Below are 25,975 nucleotides of genomic sequence, written 5' to 3'. Positions count from 1 at the left end.
CTCCGTCGGCGAGAAGGTCCTCGCCGCCCAGGGCCCCGGCGCCTGGCCCGTCTGCTCCGTCAAGGCCGGCCTCACCAAGTAACACCCCCGCCCCCACCACCACCGGGGGCCGCACCACGACACACGCCGCTGACACCCGACCACCCCCACCACAGGGAACGGTCCGGTATCAGCGGCGTCGTGCGTTCCCGGCTTCTCCGAGCTGCCGCGCACCCGGGCACCGGTGCTCGGCCACCCCGCCGGCGCCTACCGGATGTGCACCATCGGCGGCGCGGGGCCGACGGGCACCTCGGGGCCCGGCGGCTGCAGCCACCACCTCGTCGTGGCCAAGGCTGCCGACGCGGGAGCGGTGGCTCCTTCGACCTGTCGTCCCGGCGCCGGGACGCCACGACGGAGGACGACACGGCCCTGCGCCGGATCGCGGAGGAGCTGCTCCCGACCCTCCAGGGCTGGGCGGCGTAGCCCTCCGGAGCCGGGGCGGGCCGCCCCGGCTCCGGGGCTCACTCCCCCGGGACGCCGGGCAGGCCGGGGGTGAAGCCGTCGAGGGCGTGGCGGCACGGACAGCCGCGGGCCGCCGGGAGAGCGGCCAGGGCGGCGAACAGGACGGTGCGGAGGCGGTCGACGTTGCGGCCGAAGACCTCCAGGACCTCGGCGTGGGTGACGCCCTCGCCGCTCTCCACGCCCGCATCCAGGTCGGTGACCAGGTTCAGCGAGGTGTAGCAGAGGGCGAGTTCGCGGGCGAGCACGGCTTCCGGGTGGCCGGTCATGCCGACCGTGGACCAGCCGTTGGCGGTGAACCAGCGGGACTCGGCGCGGGTGGAGAAGCGCGGGCCCTCGATCACCACCAGGGTGCCGCCGTCGACCGGCTCCCACCCGGTCCCCCGGGACGCCGCCAGCACGGCGGCGCGGCCGGCCGGGCAGTACGGGTCCGCCATCGGCGCGTGCACCACGCCCGGCAGGGAGCCGTCGGGCAGCGGCTCGCCGTCGTAGAAGGTCTGCGCCCGGGCGGCGGTGCGGTCGACGAACTGGTCCGGAACGAGGAGCGTGCCCGGCCCGTACTCCGGCCGCAGCCCGCCCACCGCGCACGGGCCCAGCACCTGCCGCACCCCGAGCGAGTGCAGCGCCCACAGGTTGGCCCGGTAGTTGATCCGGTGCGGCGGAATCGCGTGCGCCCGCCCGTGCCGCGGCAGGAACGCCACCCGTCGGCCGCCCGCCTCGCCGAGGAACACCGAGTCACTGGGCGCCCCGTACGGCGTGTCGACGGCCACCTCGACCACGTCGTCCAGCAGCGCGTACAGCCCCGAGCCGCCCAGGACACCGAGTTCGGCCCGCTCCACCGCCCGATGGTCCGTCATGTCGCCCGCCCTTCTGAGGAGATCGTCAAGGATTCAGACTATGGTCCTTCCGGCCGGTCGTAGGACCGCCGGGCCGCCCGCCACCCGGCCGGGGACTGCCACGGCGGGCGAACGGTCCCCGGCGCCCGCCCAGCGCCTCACCCGCCACAACCGGACCGCGTCTCCCGCGTACCTTCCGATTGAATTTCCTCATAAAGGAACCATTCAGGCACCACCCCCACCCGTCGATCAAGAAATAACGCCGAGCCGCGCACATATTTGTCCGCAAATCTCCCCAAATATTTATACGCCGCCCATCGGCCACCACCTTTGCACAACCCTTGCGATCGACGGTCGAGACATGCTTGCATAAAAGAGCCGCATCAATTGGGCCTGGCAACTCCCAGATGGATCATGAGCCGGGGAGGGCACATGGGCACAAGAGGTTCATCCACAAAGAGGCGCACAGCAGTGATAGCCGGAGTTCTCGGCGGCGTGGCGATGGCACTTCTGCCGACCAGCGCACAGGCCTCACAGTTCAGCCAGAACCTGGCGGACGTGTGGGCCATGCCCTGGGAGGGCGACAAGTGGATCTCTTCGACCGACATCGACGGCTGGGGGGTGAATTCCTGCGTCTCGGTGACCTATGGGCAGTCCCACGGTGACTTCAGCCCGCAGGGATGGTTCTTCACGATTCGCACGTCCAAGACCGCCGAGCGGCAGGGCGCCGGGTCGCCCAATTACTACGGAACCGGACGGCAGTGCATGTACCGCCAGTCCAATTCGTTCTGGACGTACACGCGCGTCACCGCGCACAAGGGCACCTACCTGTCCGACATCAGGGTGGAGATGAACACCTGACGGCAGGAAGATCGACCCTCACTCGAAGGCGCCCCGGACCGCCGCGTCCACCAGGAATCCGGGGCGCCTTTTCACTTGCCGCGAGGATGCCGCCGGCGAATACGGAGCGACCTTATGAGCAGATTCAGGACCACCATCGCGGCCGGAATTGTGCTGATTGTTTCGAGCGGCTGCTCCGGATCCTCCGACGCACCTCGGAATCCCGTCGAACCCGGGACAATGACGACAGTTTCGATGCTCGCCTCCGGTGCGCGGGACGGACGGACCTGGGGCCTGGAAAGAGGCCGGAGCGAACGTCTCGGCGATTGCCTTCGTGTTACCTTCGAGGGCGAGCCTTCTTATCCTGCCTGCAATGTAGAAATTGGCGGGCAGGACGCGATCAACGTCGGCCTCCAGACTTTCTCCAGCGGCTACACCGCCGCGTTCGGAGTAACTCGCCCCGACCTGCGCGAAGTCAGAGTGACGCGCGTCTCGGGTGTGACCGTCGAGCCCACCTACGAGTTCCCGTCCGAGGTCGGCGTACGGTTCGTCGCGATCTTCGACTCTCCGTCGGACCACCTTGTCCGGATCGACCCGCCGTCCGGCCCGGTCCAATCAACACTCCAGGACAAACTTGCCGCCTACTACTCCGGCGATTGAGCCCCACTCCCCTTGCCGCGACCTCCAGCGCCTCGGCGGCCGAGGGTGGTTCGACCTGCCCGGTCGAACCACCCTCGGCCGTCCACGCCGAGCGACCGGGCGGCCCCTACAGACCCGGGGTGCGGTGGAGGGAGATCAGCAGGCGCCAGGTGCGGGCGGCGAGGTCGGCGGGGGTGGCGTCGATCGAGCCGTGGAGCCAGTCCGCGAGGAGGGCGGTGAAGGCGCCGGCCACCACGGAGGCGACGAGTTCGGGCTGCGGGGCGCCGGCGAGGGTGCGTTCGGTGCGGCTGCGTTCGCGGAGTTCGCGGTGGAGGACCTGGCCGAGCGGGCCGCCGCCGCCCGGGGCGAGCAGGGAGCGGTAGAGGTCGGCGTGCGGGAGCAGGGCGGCCAGGAACGCGGCCAGGGCGGGCGGCGGGGCGGCCGGGTCGGGGATGCCGCGCCAGGCGTGCAGGGCGTCGACGGCCTCGCGCACGACGTCGGCGCAGGCGTCGACCGCGAGGGCCTCCAGGTCGGCGTAGTGGACGTAGAAGGTGGCCCGGCCGACACCGGCGCGGCGGACCACGGCGGCGACGCCGATCGCGGCGAGGGGCTGCTCGGCGCACTCGGCCAGCAGGGCCTGCCGGAGCCGGGTCCTGGTGCGGGCGGCCCGGGGGTCCTCCGGCGAGGGGTCCGGGCTCATCGGGCGGCCAGGACGGCGCCGAGGGCCAGTGCGCCGGGCAGGGCCTGGGCGAACAGGATCCGCCGGTTGGCGGTGGCGGCGCCGAACACGCCCGCGACGACCACGCAGGACAGGAAGAAGACCTGGGCCTGGAAGCCGGTCGTGTTCGAGCCGCCGGCGATCAGGCCCCAGACCAGTCCGGCGGCGAGGAAGCCGTTGTAGAGGCCCTGGTTGGCGGCGAGCGGGGCGGTCGTCCGGGCGAGTTCGGCGTCGAAGCCGGACAGCTCGCGGCCGGGCCGCCGCTGCCACAGGAACATCTCCAGGACCAGGAAGTACAGGTGCAGGGCGGCCACCAGGACCACCAGGACGTTCGCGGCCGTACGCACGGTCGACCTCCCATTCTCTTGGACAGGTGTCCAGCATACATGGACACCTGTCCAGGACAGCGGCGCGGCCCCGTGAGCGGGACGGCGGAAGTCCCGCAGGCCGTGGAGGTGGACCGGCGCAGCTCCGACGCACCGTCAGCAGCGGGTGTCCCAGCGGTGCAGGGCGTCCAGCGCGGTGCTGCGGTCGGCGAGGGTGGGGGACTCCTCGGGGGCGCCGAGCAGGTAGTCGGCGACGGGCGTGAGCAGCAGGGCCCCGCCCTGGGGGCCGCCGCCCTCGAGGGAGTCGCCCGCACCCAGCAGCCGGGCCTCGTCCCAGTCGTGGCGGATGACGGTGCGGCGCAGCAGGGTGCCGTGCCGGACGGGCAGCCGGGGGGCGGCGGCGGCCTCGGCGCGGCGGCGGCGCTCGGGGGCGAGTTCGGGGGTGAGCGCGGTGCGGACGGCGGCCAGGGTGCCGAGCGGCAGCAGCGGGGCGGCGAGGTCGAGCAGGGCGGCGGCCTCGGGGGCGAGGCGGTAGGCGGCCAGGACGGCGGCGGTCTCGGCGGGTTCGAAGGGCTGGGAGGTGAGACAGGAGAGGTCGAGCAGGGTGAGCGGGTCGGGGGCGGCGGGCGGCGCCCCGGCCTCGGGGTGCCGGCCGTTCACCAGCTGGGACTCGGCGAGCGCGATCAGGCATTCGACGTGCTCGTCCGCGACCAGGTAGGGGCGGACCGGCACGGTGACGCAGTTGCCGGGGAGCGCCGCGGTGGCGAGGCGGACCCGGTACCAGGGGTCGAGCAGCGGGTCCTCGGCGGGCCAGCGGAGGGTGACGGCGGTGTGGTGGGGGCGGTCGCCGAGCAGGGTGACGTCGACGGTCTCCACCGGGTGGTCGGTGACCAGTCGGACGACGGCCTGCCAGAGCGCGGCCTCGCCGGGGGCGACCAGGTCGAGCGCGGCCTGGGGCCGGAGCAGGTCGGCGGGGTAGTAACCAGCGAGCGGGAGGCCGTGGATGGCGCGGACGCCGGTGGACCGGGCCAGGTCGAGGGCGAGGCCGGCGTAGCGGTCGGCGCGGACGCGGGCGCGGCGCAGTTCGGCGCGGGCGGGTTCGCCCATCCGGACGTCCTCGCGGGCCAGGGCGGAGAGCACGAGGTGGGGCAGGTGGCGGCTGCCGCGGGCGCGGTGGAGCAGTTCGGCCGGCCCGTCGGCCGGGTCGACGTCGAGCAGGTGGTACAGCAGAGCGGTGTTCACGGACGTCCGCCTCCGAAGGTATGGTCATGGCGCCCCACGCCGCCGACGGCCGGGGGCGGGGGCGATCACGACCGGGCACAGGGGGTACCCGGTCGCGGGAGGTGAAGGAGGGGCGCGGACCGGACCGTCTCCGGAAGGCCCCGGCAGGGTGATTCTTGCCGGTGGGGTTCAACGCCCGGTCACCACAGGCTCAACGGAGTCTCGACACCGGGCTCGACCTTGAGGTTGACAACTCTCATATCATATGACATGTGCACGAACGGGGCGGGCACTGTCCTTGGGGCAGCAGGGGGCAGTATGAGCGATCTCCGTTTTTCCGTACTGGGTCTGATGCGGGCTCACCGCGGCGCGACGGCGCTCAAGGTGGGCAGCCCACAGCAGCAGGCCATGCTGGCCGTACTGCTACTGAGGCCCGGCCACTCGGCCAGCGCCACGGACCTGATCGCGGCGCTGTGGGGCGAGGAGCCGCCGGGTGCGGCGATGACCACCGTGCGGACGTACGCGTGGCGGTGGCGGAAGGTGCTGGACGCCGTGGCGGCCGGGGAGGAGAACCCCGGCGAGAAGGCCGCGGGCAGCGTCCTGATGTCGATGGGGGACGGGTACCGGCTCGTCCTGCCGAAGCTCGCGGTCGACGCGGAGCAGGCGGAGGCACTGGCGGCCGAGGCGGAGCGGACCGCCCGGGCCGATCCGCTGCGCGCCCGCGACCTGCTCAACCAGGCGCTGGAACTCTGGCAGGGCGAGCCGCTGGCCGGGATCCCCGGCCCGTTCGCGGAGCGGCACCGGCAGCGGCTGGAGGAGCTGCGGCTGACCCTGCTGGAGGAGCGCATCGGCCTGGACCTGACGCTCGGCCGCTACTCGCGCTGCATTCCGGAGCTGACCGCGCTCACCACCGAGCACCCGCTGCACGAGCGGGCCTACGGGCTGCTGATGCGGGCGCTGTACCAGGCCGGGCGGCAGGCGGACGCGCTGGCGGTGTTCCGCGGCGTCCGGCAGCTGTTCCTCACCGAACTGGGGGTCGGGCCGGGGGCCGAGCTGGAACAGCTGCACCGGCGGATCCTGGAGGGCGACGCGACACTGGCCGCGCCGCAGCCGCCGGGCACCGCGGCGGGCGGGCCGGCCGCGGACCCGGCCGGACCGTCCGGCGCCGGGCCGGGCAGCCCCCGCGCCGGACGGGCGGACGCCGCCCCGGAAGCGGCGGACCGGCCCGGGACGGCCGAGGAACCGGGCGGCGGGGCGGAGCCGGCCGGGCGCGACGCCAGGGCGACGGGCGCCCCGCCGCGGCCCGCGCAGCTGCCGCCGGACGCCGCCGACTTCACCGGCCGGGCGGCGCCCGTCCGGGTGCTGCACACGGCCCTGGCCGCCGCCCCGCCGGACGCCGGGGGCGGCGCCCCCGCACAGCCGCACGCGCTGGTGGTCGCGACCGTGGTCGGCATGGGCGGGGTCGGCAAGACCGCGCTGGCGCTGCACGTCGCGCACCGGGTCAGGGACGGCTACCCGGACGGCCAGCTGTACGTGGACCTGCGCGGCTCGGACCCGGTCCCGGCCGATCCGGAGGCGGTGCTGAGCGGCTTCCTGGTGGCGCTCGGGGTCCCGGCGGACGGCGTGCCGGACGGACTGGACGCGCGCTCGGCGCTGTTCCGCTCGGTGGTGGACGGTCGGCGGCTGCTCCTCCTCCTGGACAACGCCAAGGACGCGGCGCAGATCCGGCCGCTGCTGCCCGGGGCGGTCGGCTGCGCGGTGCTGACCACCGGCCGCACCCGACCGGCCGGCCTGCCGGCGACGGTCCAGGTGGACCTGGACGTGTTCCAGCCGGAGGAGGCGCTCGACCTGCTCGGGCGCACCATCGGCGCGGAGCGGCTGGCGGCCGAACCGGCGGCCGCCCGCGAGCTGGTGGTGGCCTGCGGGCACCTGCCGCTGGCGGTGCGGATCGTGGCCGCCCGGCTGGCCGCCCGGCCGGGCTGGACGGTGGAGACGCTCAGCCGCCGCCTCCAGGTGGAACGGCGCCGGATCGACGAGCTGCGGATCGGTGACCTCGCGGTGGCGGCGGCCTTCGAACTGAGCTACCGGCAGCTGACCGGGGACCAGGCCCGGGCGTTCCGGCTGGTCGCCTCGGTCGACGGCCCGGACATCGGCCTGGCGGCCGCCGCCGCGCTGCTCGACCTCGACGAGTACGACGCCGAGGACCTGCTGGAGGCGCTGGTGGACGTGGCGATGGTGGAATCGCCCTTCCCCGGCCGGTACCGGTACCACGACCTGCTCCGCGCGTTCGCCCGGCGACGACCGGGCGGCGGGAGCGGCACCGGCGGCGGGAACGGCGCCGGCAGCGGGAACGGCGCCGGCAGCGGGAACGGCGCCGAGCAGGACGGCGGGGAGGCCCTCGCCGCCCGGGACCGGCTGCTGGACCACCTGCTGGCCACCGCGTGCAGCGCGTTCCAGCACGCGGTGCCGGGTGATCCGGCCGCGGGCGCGCTCGGCCCGGCCCACTCCCCCGGCGTCCCGCTGTCCGGCCGGGAGGCCGCCCGCGAGTGGGCGGCGGCCGAGCGGGCGGGCGCGGTCGCGCTGGCGGCCCAGGTGGCCGCCGACCCGGCCGCCGGGTCCGGCACGGCCCTGCGCGCGGCGACCGATCTGTTGATCGCGCTCACCCCGTTCGTCCTCACCCCGCCGAGCCGTCAGCTCGCCGCGACCGCCGATGCGCTGGCCGAGGCCGCCGCCCGGCACGGCGACGTCCGGGCGGAGGGGCGGGCGCACTTCCTGCGCGGCAACGTCGCCCTGGCCGCCACCCGGCTGGACGCGGCCGAGGCGGCGTCCCGGCGGGCGGTGGAGGCCGCGCGGGCGGCCGGGGACTCGGTGATCCTGCGCCAGGCGCTCAACGACCTCGGGCTGATCTGCCAGTTCCTGAGCCGCTACGACGAGGCGGTGGACCACTACGACGAGGCGCTGCTGCTGGCCAACCGGCTCGGGCACCGCTCCGGCGCGCTGGTGACGACGGTCAACGCGGCACTGGCGCGGGTGCGCAGCGGCCGGGCCGACGAGGCGGTGACGATCTGCCACGAGGCGCTGGCCGAGCTGCGGACCCGGCAGGACGACCCGGGCCGGGCGTACACGCTGTACGTGCTGGGGCTGGCGCACCACGCGCTGGGGCGCCACGAGGAGGCGGTGACCTGGTTCGGCGAGTGCCTGGCGGTCTCGGTGGCCGCCGGTCTGCGGGACCGCGCCGCGCACGCGCGCTACCGGCTGGCGGACAGTCTGCGCGAGCTGGGCCGGGCCGACGAGGCGCTCGGCCACGCGGAACAGGCGCTGCGGCTCTGCGAGGAGCTGGGGGCGGAACGGGACCAGGCGCAGGCGCTGGTGGTGCTCGGCTGCGCGCTGGCGGATCTCGGCCGCGGGGCCGAGGCGGGGACGCGGCTGCGGGAGGCCCACGCGATCTTCCGGCGGCTGGGGCTGCCGGAGGCCGCCGAGGTGGCGGGGCTGCTCGCGGAGCCGGCGTTCGCGCTGGTGGATCCCTGATCAGGGCGGTGTGACGGAGCGGCAGAAACGGTTCTGCGCGCGGTTCTCCGGTGGATCCCGACGGTCGGACCGGGCTCAGGAACCGGTGCTGTTCCAGTCCCCGTGGGCGTTGCCGTTGGTCGGCGTGGCGGTCGGGGTCGGGGTGGCGGTCGGCGCGGTGGTCCCGCCCTGGGCGGGGCCCGCCGCGCCGTCCGCCATGGCGGTGCCGGCCACGCCGAGGGCGAGCAGGGTGCCGAGGCCGAGGCCCGCGACGGCCAGGCGGATCCGGGCGGTGCCGTTCGTCGAGTTCTTCGCCATGACTGCTCCCTGGGTCGTCTTCCCTGGCGGGAAGGAGTGTTCCGGGCTCTTCCCGGGGGGCTCCCCGGGCTGACGTGATCAGCATGGCAAGGGGCGTTCAACGGCAGATCGACGCACAAGCACCGTGCGTCGACCACCGTCGTTGATCGGGGTGCGGACCGCCCGCGGCCAGGGATTTCCCCAGCCGCCGTCAGGCCGCCTCGCGGATCTCCAGGGTGCAGCACTTCACACTGCCGCCGCCCTTGAGCAGTTCGGAGAGGTCCACCCCGATCGGGCGGAAGCCGTGCTCCCGCAGCCGGGCCGCCACCCCGGTGGCCGGCTCCGGCAGCACCACGTTGAGCCCGTCGCTGGCCACGTTGAGGCCGAACGCCGCCGCGTCCTCCTCCGCCACCAGCACCGCGTCCGGGAACAGCCTGGCCAGCACCGCCCGGCTGCCCTCCGAGAACGCCCCCGGGTAGTACATGATCCGGTCGCCGTCGAGCACGCTGAGCGCGGTGTCCAGGTGGTAGAAGCGCGGGTCGACCAGGTCCAGGCCGACCACCGGGCGGCCGAGGAACTCCTGCGCCTCGGCGTGCCCGGCGGAGACGCTGCGGAAGCCCCGGCCCGCCAGCAGGTAGCGGTCCGTCAGCAGCAGGTCGCCCTCGCCCTCGTTGACGTGCGCCGGGTCGTGGGTGGTGAAGCCGTGCTCCCGGAACCAGTCCAGGTACGCCGGGCCCTCGGCGGCGCGCTCGGTGTTGCGGAACCGGGCGCCGAGCACCCGGCCGTCCACCACGGTGGCGCCGTTCGCCGCGTACACCATGTCCGGCAGGCCCGGGATCGGGTCGATCAGGTCGACCCGGTGGCCGAGCTCGAGGTAGAGCTCGTACAGCCGCTCCCACTGGGCGACGGCGAGGGCGGTGTCGACCGGCTTGGCCGGGTCCATCCAGGGGTTGATGGCGTAGCTGACGTCGAAGTGGGTCGGACGGCACATCAGGTAGCGGCGCGGGCGGGCGGTGCGGGTCATGGCGGGGCTCCGAGGGTGAGGACGGACGGTACGCGGGGGGCGGACGGTACGCGGGGGCGAGCAGGTGCACGAGGGGCGGACGGTACGCGGGGACGGGCAGGTGCACGAGGGGCGGGCGGTGCGCGAGAGCGGGCGGTGCTCCGGGCCGGCGATCGGTACGTGACGACGGGATGGAGCGCAGGACCGGGCGGCGGGGCGGACGATCAGGCGGCGGCCGGGCGCTCGGGGAAGTCCCGGCGGGCCCGCAGCGGGCCGGCCAGCAGCACGGCGCCGGCCGAGAGCAGCACCCCCGCCATGATCCAGATGGTGGTGCGGGCGCCGAGCACCTCGCCCAGCCAGCCGCCGAGCAGGGCGCCGACCGGGATCGCGCTGAAGTTGACGGTCGAGGCACTGGCCCGGATCCGGCCGATCATGTCGGGCGGGCAGTAGGACTGGTAGAAGCTGCCGGCCAGGACGTTCCCGGCGACCACCCCGCAGACCGCGACCGACCAGGCGACGGCACTGACCGCGAGCGGCAGCCGGGAGCCGGCCAGCGGCAGCAGCAGGATGAACGGCGCGGCGACCAGCTCGCAGAGCAGCAGCCCGCGGGCGGTGCCGAAGCGGCGGGCGATCCGCCCGGCCAGGGCGGCGCCGGCCAGGCCGCCGACCGAGACCACCGCGAAGACCGCGCCGATGCCGCCGGGCGAGACCCCGACGCTGCGGACCAGGAAGACCGTCTGCACGGCCTGGATGCCGTTGAGGCCGAGGTTGCCGACCGCGCCGAACAGGGCCAGGTTGCGCAGGAACGGGTCCCCGGCCAGGAAGCGCACGCCCTCGCCGATCTCCCGCAGGATGCCGCGCCGCTCGGCCACCGGCGGCGGCGTCTCCTTCACCTTGATGCCGCCGAGGCAGACCGCCGACACCAGGTAGGTGATCGCGTCGGCCAGCAGTCCGCTGGCCGCGCCGAAGACCTGGGAGAGCAGGCCGGCCAGGCCGGGGCCGGCGATCTCCGCCGCCGAGTCCCCGGAGCGCAGCTTGACGTTGGCCTCCAGCAGGTCGTCCTTGGCGACCAGGGCCGGCAGCACGGCCCCGTACGCGGTGGAGAAGAACACCTTCACCGCGCCTGCCAGCAGCGCCACCAGGATCAGCTGGACCATCGTCAGCGCGTCGAACCAGCCGGCCACCGGCACGCTGCCGAACAGCACCAGCAGCAGCAGGTCGCAGACCAGCATCACCTTCAGCCGGGGCCAGCGGTCCACCCAGGCGCCGGCCAGCAGGCCGAGGAACAGCCACGGCACCCACGCGGAGGCGGTCAGCACGCCGACCATGAACGGCGAGGCGTCCAGGGTCACCACCGCCACCAGGGCGAGGGCGACATTGCCGACGGCGGTGCCGAGACCGCTGGCCGTCTCGCCGATCCAGAGCTTGCGGAAGTTCCCCTGGGCCCAGAGGCCCCAGCGGCTGCGGCGGGGGCCCTCGTCCACCGCGGGCGGTTCGACCGGGACGGTACTCGTGCTCATCGGGGGTCACTCTCCAGCGTCTCGGCCAGCACGGCGGCGATCCGTGCGAGGGGCTCGGGTTGGGTCAGGGCGCCGTGCGCGCAGTCGATCCGGTGGGCGGAGATCCCGCCGGTGAGGTACGGGGCCCAGGCGGCCTCGTAGGGCCAGTCGGCGGGCTTGTCGGCGGTGGCGCCGACGTAGACGGCCGCGCCCCGGTAGTGGCCGGGCACGTGCTCGGCCATCAGCTTGCGGTGGTGCTCGAAGACGTCCGGCAGCAGCGCCGCCGCCTCGCCCAGCAGGGCGGTCAGTTCGGCCTGCCCGCGCCCGTCGGCCGGGTCGTAGCCGAGCGAGGCGAGCAGTTCGGCCAGGGTCTCCACCGGGTCGTCGGAGGCCGGCGGCTCCTCGGTGGCCGGGCCGGCCGGGAGGCCGTCGAGGAGGGCGAGCAGGCCCACCTCCTGGCCGGCCGCCCGGAGCTGGACGGCCATCTCCTGGGCGACCACCGCTCCGAACGACCAGCCGAGCAGGTGGTAGGGGCCCTGCGGGCGGACGGCGCGGATCTCCCGCACGTAGTCCGCGGCGATCCCGGTCACGGAGTCCGGGGAGCCGCCGCGCAGGCCCCGGGCCTGGAGGCCGAACACCGGCCGGTCCGGGTCGAGGTGGCGCAGCAGGCCCGAGTAGACCCAGCTGATGCCGGCGGCGGGGTGGACGCAGAACAGCGGGGCCGTGCCGCCGCCGGTCCGCAGCGGGAGCAGCACGTCCAGCGCGTCGGACCCGCGCGGGCCGTCGGAGCCCCGGTCGTCCGCGGCCTCCAGCCGGCGGGCCAGGCCGGCCGGCGTCGGGGCCTCGAACAGGGCCCGCATGCCGAGGTCGGCGCGCTCGCCGAGCTCGGGCGCCAGGGCGGCGCGGATCCGGCCGAGCAGCTTCATCGCCAGCAGCGAGTGGCCGCCGAGGTCGAAGAAGCCGTCGTCGATCGAGACCCGGTCCACCCCCAGCACCTCGGCGAAGAGGCCGCAGAGCAGCTCCTCGCGCGGGGTGCGCGGCGCGCGTCCGGTGGGCGAGGCGGCCGGGTCGGGGGCGGGCAGGGCCCGCCGGTCGACCTTGCCGCTGGCGGTGAGCGGCAGGGCGGTGAGCGGGACGAAGGCCGTCGGGAGCATGTAGCCGGGCAGCGACTCGGCCGCGAAGGCCCGCAGGTCGGCCGGGTCCGGCCGCCCGGCCGCGCCCTCGCCCGCGCCGTCGGGGACGACGTAGGCGACCAGTCGGGGGCCGGTGGCACCGTCCTCGCGGACGGTCACGGTGGCGGCCCGGACCCCGGGGTGGCGGGTCAGCACGTGCTCGATCTCGCCGAGTTCGATCCGGAAGCCGCGGATCTTGACCTGGTCGTCGGTGCGGCCGAGGTAGTCGATGCCGCCGTCCCCGGTGCGCCTGACCAGGTCGCCGGTGCGGTACATCCGGCCCCCGGGCGTGAACGGGTCGGCGACGAAGCGCTCGGCGGTCAGCGCCGGGCGGCCGAGGTAGCCCCGGGCCAGGCCGGTCCCGGCGAGGTACAGCTCGCCGGGCACACCCACCGGGGCCGGTGCCAGCCGCTCGTCCAGGACCAGGGCCCGGGTGCCGAGCACCGGGTGCCCCAGGGACGGGCGTCCGGAGTCGGCGAGGGGCTGGACCAGCGCGTCGACGGTGGACTCGGTCGGGCCGTAGAGGTTGTGGGCGGTGGTGTGCGGGGCCTCGCGCAGCCTGGTCCAGAGGGACTGGCCGACGGCCTCGCCGCCGAGCAGCACCGTGGCCGGGGCCGGGCCCTGCGGCGCGGCGGGGTCGAGCAGGCCCTCGTCGAGCAGCTGTTCGGCGTAGGAGGGGGTGACCTCCAGGACGTCGATCCGCTCGGTGCGCAGGTGTCGGACGAGCGCGGCGGCGTCGCGCCGGACCTCGTCGCCGACCAGGTGCAGTTCGTGTCCGGCGACCAGCCAGAGCAGTCCGTCCCAGGAGGCGTCGAAGCAGAGCGAGGCGGTCAGCGCGACCCGGCGGCGCCCGCCGTCCCGTTCGCCCGCGCCGATCGGGCCGGTGGGCGCGCGGTGCGAGGCGAGCAGGGCGGCGATCGAACCGTGGCCGACCACCACGCCCTTGGGGCGGCCGGTGGAGCCGGAGGTGTAGACGACGTAGGCGGCGTCCGCCCGGTCCGGGGCGGCGGCCGGGGCGCCCGCCGGGGCCGGGGCGGCCTCCGGGCGGGGGCCGCGCACCGGGAGGACGGGCAGTCCCGCCAGGAGTTCCGGCAGCGGCCAGCCCTCGTCGGTGAGGACGAGCCCGGGCGCGGCGTCGGCGAGCATCGCCGCCGTCCGGTCGGCCGGGTACTCGGCGTCCAGCGGGAGCGAGGCGGCGCCGGAGCGCAGCACGGCCAGCAGGGCGGTCACGGTCTCCGCCGAGCGGGGCAGGGCCAGCGCGACCACGGTGCCGGGACCGGCCCCGGCCGCCCGCAGCCGCTCGGCGAGCAGCGCGGCGCGGGCGTCCAGTTCGGCGAAGCTCAGCCGCTGCTCGCCGCAGACCAGCGCCGTGGCGTCCGGGGTGGCGGCCACCTGGGCGGCGAACGCGGCGGGCAGCAGCGGGACGTCGGCGGGCAGCGCGGCGGCGGGGGCCAGCAGCGCGGCCCGCTCGGCGCCGTCCAGCAGCTCCACCCCGCCGATCGGCGCCGCCGGGTCCGCCACCACGGCGGCCAGCAGCCGGCCGAAGCGGACCGCGATCGCCTGCACCGTCCCGCGGTCGAACAGGTCGGTGGCGTAGTCGATCGCGCACTCCAGGCCGGCCGGGGCGCCCTCGGCGTCGAAGGACTCCCCCATGCCGACGGAGAGGTCGAACTTGGCGACGTGACCGCCGACCGGTTCGACCGCGGCCGGCAGCCCGGCCAGGTCCAGCGGGGCGTCACCGCCGGTCGCGCCCTGGCTCGCGCCCTCCAGCAGCAGCATCACCTGGAACAGCGGGTGCCGGGCCAGCGAGCGGGCCGGGTTGAGCTCCTCGACCAGCCGCTCGAACGGCACGTCCTGATGGGCGTGGGCGTCCAGCTGGGTCTCCCGGACCCGCCCCAGCAGCTCGGCGAAGGCCGGGTCCCCCGAAGTGTCGGTGCGCAGCACCAGGGTGTTGACGAAGAACCCGACCAGCTCGTCCAGCGCCTCGTCCGTGCGGCCCGCGACCACCGAGCCGATCGGCACGTCGGTACCGGCGCCGAGGCGGGTGAGCAGCGCGGCCAGGCCGGCCTGGAGGGTCATGAACATCGTCACCCGGTGCTCGCGCGCCAGGGCGGTCAGCCCGCGGTGGAGCTCGGCGCCGAGCGGGAGCACGACCCGGTCGCCGCGGTGGGAGCTGTCGGCCCGCCGGGGGCGGTCCACCGGCAGCGCGATCTCCTCCGGCAGGTCGGCCAGCGTCTCGCGCCAGTGGGCGAGTTGGCGGGCGGCCGGGCTCTGCGGGTCGGTCTCGTCACCGAGCAGCTCCCGCTGCCAGAGCGCGTAGTCGGCGTACTGGACCGGCAGCGGGCGCAGTGCGGGGGCGGTGCCGTCGCGGCGGGCCGCGTAGGCGGCGGCGAGGTCGCGCAGCAGCGGCTCCATCGAGCGGCCGTCACCGGCGATGTGGTGCAGGACGAGGACGAGCAGGTGCTCCTGCGAAGCGTCCTCGGCGGGCAGCAGCAGGGCCCGTAGCGGCAGGTCGGCGGCGAGGTCGAAGGGCAGGTCGGCGAAGGCCGCCACCTCCGCGGCCGGGTCACCCGCCGGGGCGGTGCGGTGCTCGAACGGGACGCGCGCCTCGGCGGCCGGGACGATCCGCTGGTACGGCTCGCCGTCCTGCTCGGCGATCAGGGTGCGCAGGCTCTCGTGCCGGCCCACCACGTCGGTCAGGGCGGCGGCCAGCACGACGGGGTCGAGCGGTCCGCCGATCCGCAGCGCGAGCGGCAGGTTGTAGAGGCCGGAGGGGCCCTCCATCCGGTCGATCAGCCAGAGCCGGCGCTGCGCGGAGGAGAGCGGCAGCCGCTCCGGGCGCGGGCCGGCGGTCGGCGCGGGCCTGGCCTCGGCGCCGCCGTCCAGCCGCAGGGCGAGGCCGGCCACGGTCGGGGCCTCGAAGACGTCCCGGATGCCGAGTTCGGTGCCGAGGACGGCGCGGACCCGGGCGGCCAGCTTCATCGCGAGCAGCGAGTGGCCGCCCAGGGCGAAGAAGTCGTCGTCGATCGAGACCCGGTCGACGCCGAGGACCTCGCCGAACAGGCCGCAGAGGATCTCCTCGTGAGCGGTGCGGGCCGCCCGACCGCCGCCGAAGAGGGCGAAGTCGGGGGCGGGCAGGGCCCGCCGGTCGACCTTGCCGCTGCCGGTGAGCGGCAGCGTGTCGAGCGGGACGACGGCGGCCGGGACCATGTGGGCGGGCAGCCATTCGGCGGCGAACCGGCGCAGCTCCTGGGCGAGTTCGGCGCCGGGAGCGGTGGTGCCGGTGGCGCAGTGGGCGACCAGTCGGCGATCGCCGTCGGCGCCCTCGTGCAGGGTCACCACGGTCTGCCGGACGGCCTCGTGGCGGGTCAGCGCCTGCTCGATCTCCCCGAGTTCGATCCGGAAGCCGCGCAGCTTGACCTGGTCGTCGGTGCGGCCGAGGTAGTCGATCCCGCCGTCCCCGGTGCGCCGCACCAGGTCGCCGGTGCGGTACATCCGGCCCCCGGGGGTGAACGGGTCGGCGACGAAGCGCTCGGCGGTCAGCGCCGGGCGGCCGAGGTAGCCGCGGGCCAGGCTGTGGCCGGAGAGGTACAGCTCGCCGGGCACGCCGACCGGGACCGGCGCCAGGTACTCGTCCAGGACGTGGGTGCGGGTGCCGAGCACGGGGTGGCCGAGCGAGGGGCGCTCGGAGTCCGCGAAGGACTGGACCAGGGTGTCGACGGTGGCCTCGGTGGGGCCGTACAGGTTGTGGCCGGTGAGCCGCGGGGTGTCCCGCAGCCTGGTCCAGAGGGACCGGCCGACGGCCTCGCCGCCGAGCAGCAGCACCCGCGGGGCGTTGCCGTCCTCGCCGTCCGCGTCCAACAGGCCCTCGGCGAGGAGTTGTTCGGCGTAGGAGGGGGTGACGTTGACGACGCCGATGCCGGTGCCGCGCACATGGCGCACCAGGGCGGCCGCGTCGCGGCGCAACTCGTCGCCGATCAGGTGCAGTTCGTGTCCGGCGACCAGCCAGAGCAGACTGTCCCAGGAGGCGTCGAAGCAGAGCGAGGCGGTCAGGGCGACGCTCAGCCGGCCGTGCTGCCGCTCCGGCCCGGCGAAGGTCTCGGCCCGGTGCTGGGCCAGCAGGGCGGCGATCGAACCGTGGCTCACCAGGACGCCCTTGGGGCGGCCGGTGGAGCCGGAGGTGTAGATGACGTAGGCGGCGTGGGCCGCCCCGATCCGCAGCGGCGGGGCTTCGGCGGGCTGCTCCGACCAGGCGTCGGCGTCGGCGGGCAGGACGGTCAGACCGGCCAGCACCTCGGGCAGCGGCCAGGCGTCGGTGCTGAGCACGGCCGCCGGGCGGGCGTCGGCCAGCATGTGGGCGGTGCGCTCCCGCGGGTACTCGGCGTCCAGCGGCAGGAAGGCGGCGCCGGCCTTGAGTACGGCGAGCTGGGCGACGACCGTCTCCGCCGAGCGGGGCAGGGCGAGCGCGACCACGGACTCCGGGCCGATGCCGGCGGCCAGCAGGCCGTGCGCGAGCCGGTTCGCCCGGGCGTCCAACTCGGCGTAGCCGAGCCGGAGTCCGCCGAAGACCAGGGCGGTGGCGGCCGGGGTCGCGGCCGCCTGGGCGGCGAACGCGGCCGGGACGAGCGGGACGTCGGCGGGCAGCGCGGCGGCGGGGGCCAGCAGCGCGGCGCGCTCGGCGCCGTCCAGCAGCTCCACCCCGCCGATCGGCGCCGCCGGGTCCGCCACCACCCCGGCCAGCAGCCGGCCGAAGCGGACCGCGATCGCCTCCACCGTCCCGCGGTCGAACAGGTCGGTGGCGTAGTCGATCGCGCAGTCCAGACCGGCGGGCGCGCCGTCCGGGCCGAAGAACTCCTCCAGGGTGACGTTGAGGTCGAACTTGGCGACCCCGGTGTCCGAGGGCAGCGCCTCGACCTCCAGGCCGGGCAGCTCCAACTCCCCCTCGTCGGTGGACTGGAGCACCATCGCGACCTGGAACAGCGGGTGCCGGGCCAGCGAGCGGGCCGGGTTGAGCTCCTCGACCAGCCGCTCGAACGGCACGTCCTGGTGGGCGAAGGCGCCGAGGCCGGTCTCCCGGACCCGGCCGAGGAGTTCGGCGAAGGCCGGGTCCCCCGACGTGTCGGTGCGCAGCACCAGGGTGTTGACGAAGAACCCGACCAGTTCGTCCAGCGCCTCGTCGGAGCGGCCCGCGACCACCGAGCCGATCGGCACGTCGGTGCCCGCGCCGAGGCGGGTGAGCAGCGCGGCCAGCGCGGCCTGGAGGGTCATGAACATCGTCACCCGGTGCTCGCGGGACAGCGCGACCAGTCCGGCGTGGAGTCCGGCGTCGATCGGCAGCGCGACCCGGTCGCCGCGGTGGTCGGCCCGGGCGCCGCGCGGGCGGTCCGCCGGCAGCGCGATCTCCTCCGGCAGGTCGGCCAGCGTCTCGCGCCAGTAGGCGAGTTGGCGGGAGACCAGGCTCTGCGGGTCGGCCTCGTCGCCGAGCAGCCCGCGCTGCCAGAGCGCGTAGTCCGCGTACTGGACGGCGAGCGGCTCCGACAGCGGCGGCTCGCCGCCGAGGCGCAGGGTGTAGGCCTCGGTGAGGTCGCGCAGCAGCGGGCCCATCGACCAGCCGTCACCGGCGATGTGGTGCAGCGCGACGACCAGGACGTGTTCGTACTCCGACACCCGGAGCAGGGTGACCCGGACCGGCGGCTCGGCGGCCAGGTCGAACGGGCGGCGGCCCGCGCGGTCGACCTCGGCCGCGACGGACTCCGGTGCGCAGTCCAGGAGTTCGACCGGGACGGTGGCCTCGGCCGGGGCCAGGATCCGCTGGTACGGCTCGCCCTCGTGCTCGGCGACCACGGTGCGCAGGCTCTCGTGCCGGGCGACCAGGTCGGCCAGGGCGGTGGTGAGCGCGTCCCGGTCGAGCAGGCCGGTCAGGCGCAGCGCGAAGGGCATGTTGTAGAGGGCGGAGGGGCCCTCCATCCGGTCGATCAGCCAGAGCCGGCGCTGCGCGGAGGAGAGCGGCAGCCGCTCCGGGCGCGGGCCGGCGGTCAGTGCCGGGCGGGCGTCCGCGCCGTCGAGGCGCTCGACCAGGCCGGCCACGGTCGGGGCCTCGAAGACGTCCCGGATGCCGAGCTCGGCGCCGAGGGTGGCGCGGACCCGGCTGAGCAGCTTGGTGGCGAGCAGCGAGTGGCCGCCGAGGGCGAAGAAGTCGTCGTCGATCGAGACCTCAGGCACGCCCAGGATCTCGCCGAAGAGGCCGCAGAGGATCTCCTCGCGCGGGGTGCGCGGGGCGCGGCCGGCTCCGGCGGCGGCGGTGAAGTCGGGGGCGGGCAGGGCGGCGCGGTCGATCTTGCCGTTGACGTTGAGCGGCAGCGCGGCCAGGACGGTGAAGGCCGCCGGGACCATGTAGTCGGGCAGCGCGGCGGCGGCGTGGGCGCGCACCGAGGCGAGGTCGAGCGCGGCCGGGTCGGCGCCGGCCGCGACGGCCAGGTGGGCGACCAGCCGGGTGCCGGCGGTGCCGTCCTGGTGCGGCAGCACGGCGGCCTGCACGACGGCCGGGTGGGCGGTCAGCACGGCCTCGATCTCGCCGGGTTCGATCCGGAAGCCGCGCACCTTGACCTGGTGGTCGGTGCGGCCGAGGTACTCCACGGTGCCGTCGGAGCGGCGCCGGGCGAGGTCCCCGGTGCGGTACATGCGGGCGCCGGTGCCGTACGGGTCGGCGACGAAGCGCTCGGCGCTCAGCCCCGGGCGGCCGAGGTAGCCGCGGGCCAGGCCGGGGCCGCTCAGGTACAGCTCGCCGGGCACGCCGACCGGCACCGGGCACAGCCGGGCGTCCAGCAGGTGGGCGCGCAGGCCGGGCAGCGGGCGGCCGATCACCGGGCGGGCGACGGCGCCGTCCAGGCGGTGGTGCAGGGCGTCGACGGTGCACTCGGTCGGCCCGTACAGGTTGAACACGACGGTGTCGGGGGCTGCGCTCAGGGTGGTCCAGAGCTGCTGGCCGCAGGCCTCGCCGCCGATCATCAGCACGGCGGGCGGGGCGACGGTGAGCAGCCCCTCCTCGACCAGGCGTTCGGCCAGCGCGGGGGTGACGTCGAGGGTGTCGGCGCCGGTGCGGGCCAGGTAGCCGACGATGCCGGCCGCGTCGCGGCGCAGGTCGTCGTCGAGCAGGTGGAGTTCCTGCCCGGCGACCATCCAGAGCACCGCCTCGAGGGAGGTGTCGAAGGACAGCGAGGCGGTCGCGGCGAAGGCGAACCGGCGCCCGGGGTGCGCCTGCCGGGCGGGTGCGAGGGTTCCGGCGCGGTGGAAGGCGAGCAGGTGGGCGAGGCCGCCGTGGCGGACCACGACGCCCTTGGGGCGGCCGGTGGAGCCGGAGGTGTAGATGACGTAGGCGGCGTGCTCGGGGCCGATCGCCGCCTCCGGCTCGTCGGCGGGCAGCTCGGCCCAGGTCGCGGCGCCGGCGGGCAGCACGGTGTGGCCGACCAGCACCTCGGGCAGCGGCCAGGCGTCGGTGCTGAGCACGGCCGCCGGGCGGGCGTCGGCGAGCATGCCCGCCAGCCGGTCGCGCGGGTAGTCGGAGTCCAGCGGCAGGTAGGCGGCGCCGGCCTTGAGCACGGCGAGCAGGGCGACGATCGACTCGGCGGAGCGGGGCACGGCGAGCGCGACCAGCGACTCGGGGCCGATCCCGGCGCCGGCCAGGCCGTGGGCGAGCCGGTTGGCGCGGGCGTTCAGCTCGGCGAAGCTGAGCCGCTGCTCGCCGAAGACCAGGGCGGTGGCGTCGGGGGTGGCGGCCGCCTGGGCGGCGAACGCGGCCGGGACGAGCAGCCCGTCGCCGGGGCCGTCGGTGCCGTGCCAGCGGGCGAGGTCCTCGCGGCCCTCGGCGCCGAGCACGTCCAGTTCGGCGACCGGGCGGCCGGGCTGTTCGGCGACCTGGTCGAGCAGTCCGGCCAGCGCCGCGGCGAGCTGCTCGGCGGTGCCCCGGTCGAACAGGTCGACGGCGAACTCCAGTCCGCCGGAGAGGCCGGCCGGGGTGCCGGCCGGGTCCAGCCGCTCGGACAGGTTGAGGGTCAGGTCGAACGGGGTGGTGGGCAGGCCCAGCGGCTCGTAGGAGGCGCGGGTGCCGGGGAACTCCGGTCCGCCGCCGGTGGTGTTGTCGAAGGCGATCATCACCTGGAACAGCGGGTGCCGGGCCAGGGTGCGGGCCGGGTTGAGCTCCTCGACCAGCCGCTCGAACGGCACGTCCTGGTGGGCGTAGGCGGCCAGGTCGGCCTCCCGGACCCGGCCCAGCAGTTCGGCGAAGGTGGGCGAGCCGGCCAGGTCGGTGCGCAGCACCAGGGTGTTGGCGAAGAAGCCGACCAGCTCGTCCAGGGCGGGGTCGAGCCGGCCCGCCAGCGGGGTGCCCATCGGGATGTCGTCCCCGGCGCCGAAGCGGTGCAGCAGGGTGGCCCAGGCGGCCTGGAGCACCATGAACAGGGTGACCCCGTGCCGGCCGGCCAGCTCGGCGAGCCGGGCGTGCAGCGCGGCGTCGAGGTCCAGTTCGACGACGTCGCCGCGGTGCGTGGGCACCGGCGGGCGGGGGCGGTCCAGCGGCAGCGGCAGTTCGTCCGGCAGTCCGGACAGGGCCTCGCGCCAGTGGTCGAGCTGACGGGACAGCAGGGAGCGCGGGTCGGTGTCGGCGCCGAGCAGCCGGTACTGCCACAGGGTGTAGTCGGCGTACTGGACGGGCAGCGGACGCGGTGCGGGGGCGGTGCCGTCGCGGTGGGCGGTGTAGGCCTCGGCGAGGTCGCGGAACAGCGGGCGCAGCGACCAGCCGTCGCCGGCGATGTGGTGCAGCACCAGGGTGAGCACGTGCTCCTCGGGCCCCTCCGGGCACAGGTACGCGTGCAGCGGGACGTCCTCGGCCAGGTCGAAGAGGTGGCCGACGAGGTCCTGCGCGGGGCGGTCGGTGACAGTGAGCAGCAGCCCGGGCGGGCCGTCGAGGACCCGCTGGTGCGGCACGCCGTCGAGTTCGGTGAAGACGGTGCGCAGCGACTCGTGCCGGGCGACCACGTCGCCGAGGGCGCGCTCCAGGGCGGCGGTGTCGAGCGGGCCGGACAGCCGCAGGGCGAGGGTGACGTTGTAGGTGGCGGCGGGGCCCTCGGCCTTGCCGAGGAACCACAGGCGGCGCTGGGCGAAGGAGACCGGCAGGTGCTCGGGGCGCGGCTCGGGGAGCAGCGCCGGGCGGGCCGGGCCGTCGGCGAGCCGCGCGGCGAGGGCGGCCACGGTCGGGGCCTGGAAGAGGTCGCCGATGGCGAGTTCGGCGCCGAGGTCGGCGCGGACCCGGCCGACCAGGCGGGTGGCGAGCAGCGAGTGGCCGCCGAGGGCGAAGAAGTCGTCGTCGACGGTGATGTCCGCGATGCCGAGGATCTCGCCGAACAGGGCGCACAGGGCCCGCTCGCGCTCGTCGCGCGGGGCGCGGCCGCCCTCGGAGGCGGTGAGGTCGGGGGCGGGCAGGGCGCGCCGGTCGACCTTGCCGTTGGCGTTCAGCGGCAGTGCGTCCAGCACCAGCACGGCGGAGGGCACCATGTAGCCGGGCAGCCCGGCGGCGGCGAACTCCTTGATCTCGGCGGCGAGTTCCGGGCGCTCCTCGAGGGCCTCCGGCGGCACGGCGCAGTAGCCGACGAGGCGGGTGTCACCGGGGCGGTCCTCGCGGGCGACCACGATGACCTGGCGGACGGCGGGGTGGCGGGAGAGCGCCGCCTCGATCTCGCCGAGCTCGATCCGGAAGCCGCGCAGCTTGACCTGGCCGTCGATCCGGCCGAGGAACTCGATCGCGCCGTCCGCGCGGCGGCGCACCAGGTCGCCGGTGCGGTACATGCGGCCGCCGTGCCCCTGCGGGTCGTACGGGTCGGCGACGAAGCGTTCGGCGGTCAGCGCGGCGCGGCGCCAGTAGCCGCGGGCCAGGCCGGCCCCGGCGATGTACAGCTCGCCGGGCACGCCGGGCGGCACCGGCCGGAGGCGGGCGTCCAGGACGTGGGTGCGCATGTTGTCCAGCGGGCCGCCGATCGGGGCCCGGGCGCCGTCCAGGTCGGCCGGGAGGAGGTGGTGGTGGGTGGCGAAGGTGGTCGCCTCGGTGGGGCCGTAGACGTGGGCGAGCAGCAGCTCGGGGCAGTGCTCCAGGACCCGGCGCATCAGGGTGCCGGAGGCCGCCTCGCCGCCGGTGCAGACCGTGCGCAGGGCGCGGAAGGTCTCCGGGGCCTGCTCGGCGACCAGGTCGAACAGCGCCTTGGTGAGGAAGACGGCGGTGACGCCGTGCCGGGTGGTGACGGTACGCAGGGCGTCCGCGTCCATGGTGCCGGGCGGGGCGACGACGACGGTGCCGCCGTGCAGCAGCGGCGTCCACAGCTCGTAGGTGGCGGCGTCGAAGGCGTGCGGGGAGTGCAGCAGGATCCGCTCGTGCCGGCCGTCGCGCCAGCGGCGGTCGTCGGCGAGGTCGACCACGTCGCGGTGGCGGATCGCGACGCCCTTGGGGGTGCCGGTGGAGCCCGAGGTGAACATCATGTAGGCGAGCCGGTCCGGGTGGACGGGCAGGCCGGGGTCGTGGTCGGGGGCGCCCGCCTCGTCGCCGGGGCGGACCACGACGGCGTCGTGGGTGAAGCCCGGCTCGGCGCGGTCGGTGACCAGGACGGGCGCGGCGGTGTCGGCGAGCAGCGCGGTCATCCGCTCGGGCGGCAGGCTCGCGTGCATCGGCACGTAGCAGCCGCCGGCCTTGAGCACGGCGAGGGTGGCGACGACCAGGTCCACCGAGCGCTCCATCAGCAGCGCGACCGGGGACTCCGGGCCGACACCGGCGGCGATCAGGTGGTGGGCGAGCCGGTTGGCGCGGGCGTCGAGCTCGGCGTAGCCGACCTCGCCGCCGTCGTGGGCGAGGGCGACCGCGTCGGGGGTGCGGGCGGCCTGGGCCGCGAACAGCTCCGGCAGCGAGCCGGTGCGGACCGGGGCGGCGGTGGCGTTCCAGTCCCCGGCGAGCCGGGCGCGCTCCTCGGGGGCGAGGATGTCCAGGGTGCCGATCGGCGCCCCCGGGTCGGCGGCCGCGGCGGCCAGCAGCCGGCCGAAGCGCGCGAACAGGGTGTCGACGGTGGCCCGGTCGTAGAGGTCGGCGGAGTACTCGACCGAGCCCTCGAGCCCGGCCGGGGTGCCGTCCTCGGCGTGCCGTTCGGTGATGCCGATGTTGAGGTCGAACTTGGCGACCCGCAGGCCCAGCGGTTCCGGTGCCGACTCCAGTCCGGGCAGGCCGAGTTCGCCCTCCTCGTGGTTCTGCAGCACCAGCAGGGTCTGGAACAGCGGGTGGCGGCCGAGCGCGCGGGCCGGGTTGACCTCCTCGACCAGCCGCTCGAACGGCACGTCCTGCTGGGCGAAGGCGTCCAGCTGGGCTTCCCGGACCCGGCCCAGCAGTTCGGCGAAGGACGGGTCGCCGGACGTGTCGGTGCGCAGCACCAGGGTGTTGACGAAGAAGCCGACCAGGTCGTTCAGGGCCTCGTCGGAGCGGCCCGCCACACCGGTGCCGAGCGGGATGTCGGTGCCGGCGCCGAGCCGGGTGAACAGCGCGGCCAGACCGGCCTGGAGGACGGCGAACAGGGTGGACCGGTGGCGGCGGGCCAGGTCGGCCAGCGCGGAGTGCAGTTCGGGGCCGAGGACGAACGGGGCGGCGTCGGCGGCACCGGTGGGCACCGGCGGCCGGGGGCGGTCCACCGGCAGCTCCAGCTCCTCCGGCAGACCGGCCAGGACTCCTCTCCAGTGGTCGAGCTGACGGCTCATCAGGCTCGACGGGTCGGACTCCTCGCCGAGCAGCTCGCGCTGCCACAGGGCGTAGTCGGCGTACTGGACCGGCAGCGGCTCCCAGTCCGGTTCGGCGCCGGCGAGGCGAGCGGTGTAGGCGGCGGCGAGGTCGCGCAGCAGCGGGCCGAGCGACCAGCCGTCGCCGGCGATGTGGTGGAGCACGACGAGCAGCACGTGCTCGGGGACGGCGTCCGCGGCGGCGGCGTCGTCGGTCGGGGTGAGCGAGAAGACCGTGACCCGGACGGGCGTTTCGGCACTCAGGTCGAAGGTGTGGGCGGCGGCCCGGTCCCGCAGGGCGGCGTAGTCGGCCGGCGCGCACTCCACCGTCGTGAAGGCGGTGCCCGCCTCCGCCGACGGCAGGATGTGCTGCACCGGCACGCCCTCGCCGTCCACCGGGAACACCGTGCGCAGGGCCTCGTGCCGGGCCACCACGTCCGCCGTCGCGGCGCGCAGCGCGTCGAGGTCGAGCGCGCCGCGCAGGCGGACCGCGAACGGCAGGTTGTAGAGCGCGGTCGGCCCTTCGATCTGGTCGATCAGCCAGAGACGCTGTTGTGCGTACGAAACCGGGATCACGGTGCTTCCTCTGCTCACGTCACGGGCGTGTGGTGGTGGACGCCGTCACGCGGGGACGGCGGTGGTCGGGAGGACGGACGGCTCGCAGTCGAGGACGTCGACCGGGCGGCCCATCGCGACGGCGATCTTCCGGTCGCCGCGGTACGGGTCGCGGCCGTGCGCGCAGAGCACGTTGTCGACCAGCATCACGTCGCCGACCTGCCAGGTCTCCCGCACGGTGGCGGCCTCGTAGGCGGCGTTCAGCGCCTCGACGTCCTCGCGGGTGACCGGCTCGCGGTCGCCGAAGCCGGTGTTGAACGGCAGGCCGTCCGGGCCGAACTCCTCGACCATGGCCTCCCGGATGTCCGGGTCCAGCGACCACTCGTTCCAGAAGGCCAGGTGGTTGAACCAGACCTCCTCGCCGGTGTGCGGGTGGCGGATGGTGGCCGGCCGCAGCTGGTCGGTGCGCAGGGTGCCGTCCTCCAGCCACTCCCAGGTGATGCCGTTCTCCCGGCAGTACTGCTCGACCTCGGCGGGCTCCTCGGTGCCGAAGGCGGTCCGCCACGGCAGCGAGACGTACTCCGAGTAGCTGCGGCCGAGCGTCCAGCCGGAGCGGCGGCCGCGCTCGGCCAGGTGCGGCGGCAGCGCGGCGAGGACCTTGCGGACGTCCGCGGTCGGGGTCGCGCCGCCCTCCTCCGGGGCGATCAGGCAGGCGAACAGCAGCCGGCCGGGGAAGGTCAGGGTGTAGCTGTTCTCGTTGTGCATCCGGATCGGCAGCGCGGCCGCCAGGTCGGTGGACGAGAACACGCCGTTGCCGAAGTCGCTGCGCGGGGTGGCCTTCTCCCGGTACGGGGTGGGCTCCGGGATCAGCACGTCGCGGACGGCGGCGACGTCCTCGGTGGCTGCGACCGGCAGCCCGCGCAGGAAGACCGTGCCGTGCTCGTGCAGCGCGGCGGTCAGCTCGTCCTCGTGCTCGCGGAGCCAGGCGCAGCCCTCGGCGAGGTCGGCGGCGGCCGGGACGTGGAGGAGGGCCGGACGGCCGGGGTTCAGCTCCCAGGTCAGCAT

The 25,975-nt window shown here is 75.6% G+C and carries 12 protein-coding genes; 3 read left to right on the top strand and 9 right to left on the bottom strand.

Features of this window, described 5'->3' with window-relative positions; all coding sequences use genetic code 11:
* Positions 1-500: 500 nt before the first annotated feature.
* Positions 501-1,355 carry an S-methyl-5'-thioadenosine phosphorylase gene (locus ACIPYS_RS37925; RefSeq protein WP_400754921.1) on the bottom strand — a complete coding sequence of 285 codons (855 nt, stop codon included), beginning with the start codon at positions 1,353-1,355 and terminating at the stop codon, positions 501-503.
* Positions 1,356-1,829: 474 nt separating this feature from the next.
* On the opposite strand from ACIPYS_RS37925, the gene ACIPYS_RS37920 reads away from it, so the two are divergent.
* Positions 1,830-2,195: a hypothetical protein gene (locus ACIPYS_RS37920; RefSeq protein ID WP_400754918.1), complete on the top strand. Its 366-nt coding sequence runs from the start codon at positions 1,830-1,832 to the stop codon at positions 2,193-2,195.
* Between the two features lie 114 nt (positions 2,196-2,309).
* Complete coding sequence (locus ACIPYS_RS37915; RefSeq protein WP_400754915.1) at positions 2,310-2,834, top strand: hypothetical protein; 525 nt, start codon at positions 2,310-2,312, stop codon at positions 2,832-2,834.
* Positions 2,835-2,940: 106 nt separating this feature from the next.
* Here the strand turns inward: ACIPYS_RS37915 and ACIPYS_RS37910 are convergent, their stop codons facing one another.
* The 3 genes from ACIPYS_RS37910 to ACIPYS_RS37900 form a co-directional block, all read right to left on the bottom strand.
* Complete coding sequence (locus tag ACIPYS_RS37910; RefSeq protein ID WP_093863001.1) at positions 2,941-3,513, bottom strand: TetR/AcrR family transcriptional regulator; 573 nt, start codon at positions 3,511-3,513, stop codon at positions 2,941-2,943.
* On the bottom strand, positions 3,510-3,878 hold the full coding sequence (locus ACIPYS_RS37905) for a DUF1304 domain-containing protein (RefSeq protein ID WP_093863000.1): 369 nt from the start codon (positions 3,876-3,878) through the stop codon (positions 3,510-3,512). Before ACIPYS_RS37905 ends, ACIPYS_RS37910 begins: the two co-directional genes overlap by 4 nt.
* A 135-nt stretch (positions 3,879-4,013) precedes the next feature.
* Complete coding sequence (locus tag ACIPYS_RS37900) at positions 4,014-5,099, bottom strand: hypothetical protein (protein ID WP_400754910.1); 1,086 nt, start codon at positions 5,097-5,099, stop codon at positions 4,014-4,016.
* 297 nt (positions 5,100-5,396) lie between these two features.
* Here ACIPYS_RS37900 and ACIPYS_RS37895 point away from each other — a divergent pair, with 297 nt between their 5' ends.
* On the top strand, positions 5,397-8,606 hold the full coding sequence (locus ACIPYS_RS37895) for an AfsR/SARP family transcriptional regulator (RefSeq protein WP_400754907.1): 3,210 nt from the start codon (positions 5,397-5,399) through the stop codon (positions 8,604-8,606).
* A 75-nt stretch (positions 8,607-8,681) separates the two neighbouring features.
* On the opposite strand, the gene ACIPYS_RS37890 is transcribed toward ACIPYS_RS37895, so the two are convergent.
* The 5 genes from ACIPYS_RS37890 to ACIPYS_RS37870 all read right to left on the bottom strand — a co-directional run bounded on the left by ACIPYS_RS37890 (position 8,682) and on the right by ACIPYS_RS37870 (position 25,975).
* Positions 8,682-8,903 (bottom strand): hypothetical protein, encoded by a 222-nt coding sequence (locus tag ACIPYS_RS37890; RefSeq protein ID WP_093862997.1) that lies wholly within the window; start codon positions 8,901-8,903, stop codon positions 8,682-8,684.
* Positions 8,904-9,093: 190 nt separating this feature from the next.
* A complete protein-coding gene (gene ddaH, locus ACIPYS_RS37885; protein WP_197698642.1) occupies positions 9,094-9,906 on the bottom strand; it encodes a dimethylargininase in 813 nt (270 codons plus the stop codon).
* Positions 9,907-10,109: 203 nt separating this feature from the next.
* Positions 10,110-11,405: an MFS transporter gene (locus ACIPYS_RS37880; protein ID WP_093862996.1), complete on the bottom strand. Its 1,296-nt coding sequence runs from the start codon at positions 11,403-11,405 to the stop codon at positions 10,110-10,112.
* Entirely contained in the window at positions 11,402-24,931 is a 13,530-nt protein-coding gene (locus tag ACIPYS_RS37875) for an amino acid adenylation domain-containing protein (RefSeq protein ID WP_400754902.1), read from the bottom strand. Before ACIPYS_RS37875 ends, ACIPYS_RS37880 begins: the two co-directional genes overlap by 4 nt.
* Positions 24,932-24,976: 45 nt before the next feature.
* The gene (locus tag ACIPYS_RS37870; protein ID WP_093865267.1) at positions 24,977-25,975 is read right to left on the bottom strand and encodes a TauD/TfdA family dioxygenase; all 999 of its coding nucleotides are present in this window, start codon (positions 25,973-25,975) and stop codon (positions 24,977-24,979) included.

It is taken from the genome of Kitasatospora sp. NPDC089913 (assembly GCF_044748625.1).
Classification (GTDB): Bacteria; Actinomycetota; Actinomycetes; order Streptomycetales; family Streptomycetaceae; genus Kitasatospora.
The sequence above is the reverse complement of the archived record's forward strand: the minus strand, read 5'-3'. Positions and strand labels throughout refer to the sequence as shown.

Bases quoted from the DNA above. Each gene is read 5' to 3' on its own strand.
- ACIPYS_RS37915 (WP_400754915.1), top strand. From the start codon at position 2,310: ATGAGCAGATTCAGGACCACCATCGCGGCCGGAATTGTGCTGATTGTT.
- ACIPYS_RS37925 (WP_400754921.1), bottom strand. From the start codon at position 1,355: ATGACGGACCATCGGGCGGTGGAGCGGGCCGAACTCGGTGTCCTGGGC.
- ACIPYS_RS37890 (WP_093862997.1), bottom strand. From the start codon at position 8,903: ATGGCGAAGAACTCGACGAACGGCACCGCCCGGATCCGCCTGGCCGTC.
- ACIPYS_RS37910 (WP_093863001.1), bottom strand. From the start codon at position 3,513: ATGAGCCCGGACCCCTCGCCGGAGGACCCCCGGGCCGCCCGCACCAGG.
- ACIPYS_RS37870 (WP_093865267.1), bottom strand. From the start codon at position 25,975: ATGCTGACCTGGGAGCTGAACCCCGGCCGTCCGGCCCTCCTCCACGTC.
- ddaH (WP_197698642.1), bottom strand. From the start codon at position 9,906: ATGACCCGCACCGCCCGCCCGCGCCGCTACCTGATGTGCCGTCCGACC.
- ACIPYS_RS37895 (WP_400754907.1), top strand. From the start codon at position 5,397: ATGAGCGATCTCCGTTTTTCCGTACTGGGTCTGATGCGGGCTCACCGC.
- ACIPYS_RS37880 (WP_093862996.1), bottom strand. From the start codon at position 11,405: ATGAGCACGAGTACCGTCCCGGTCGAACCGCCCGCGGTGGACGAGGGC.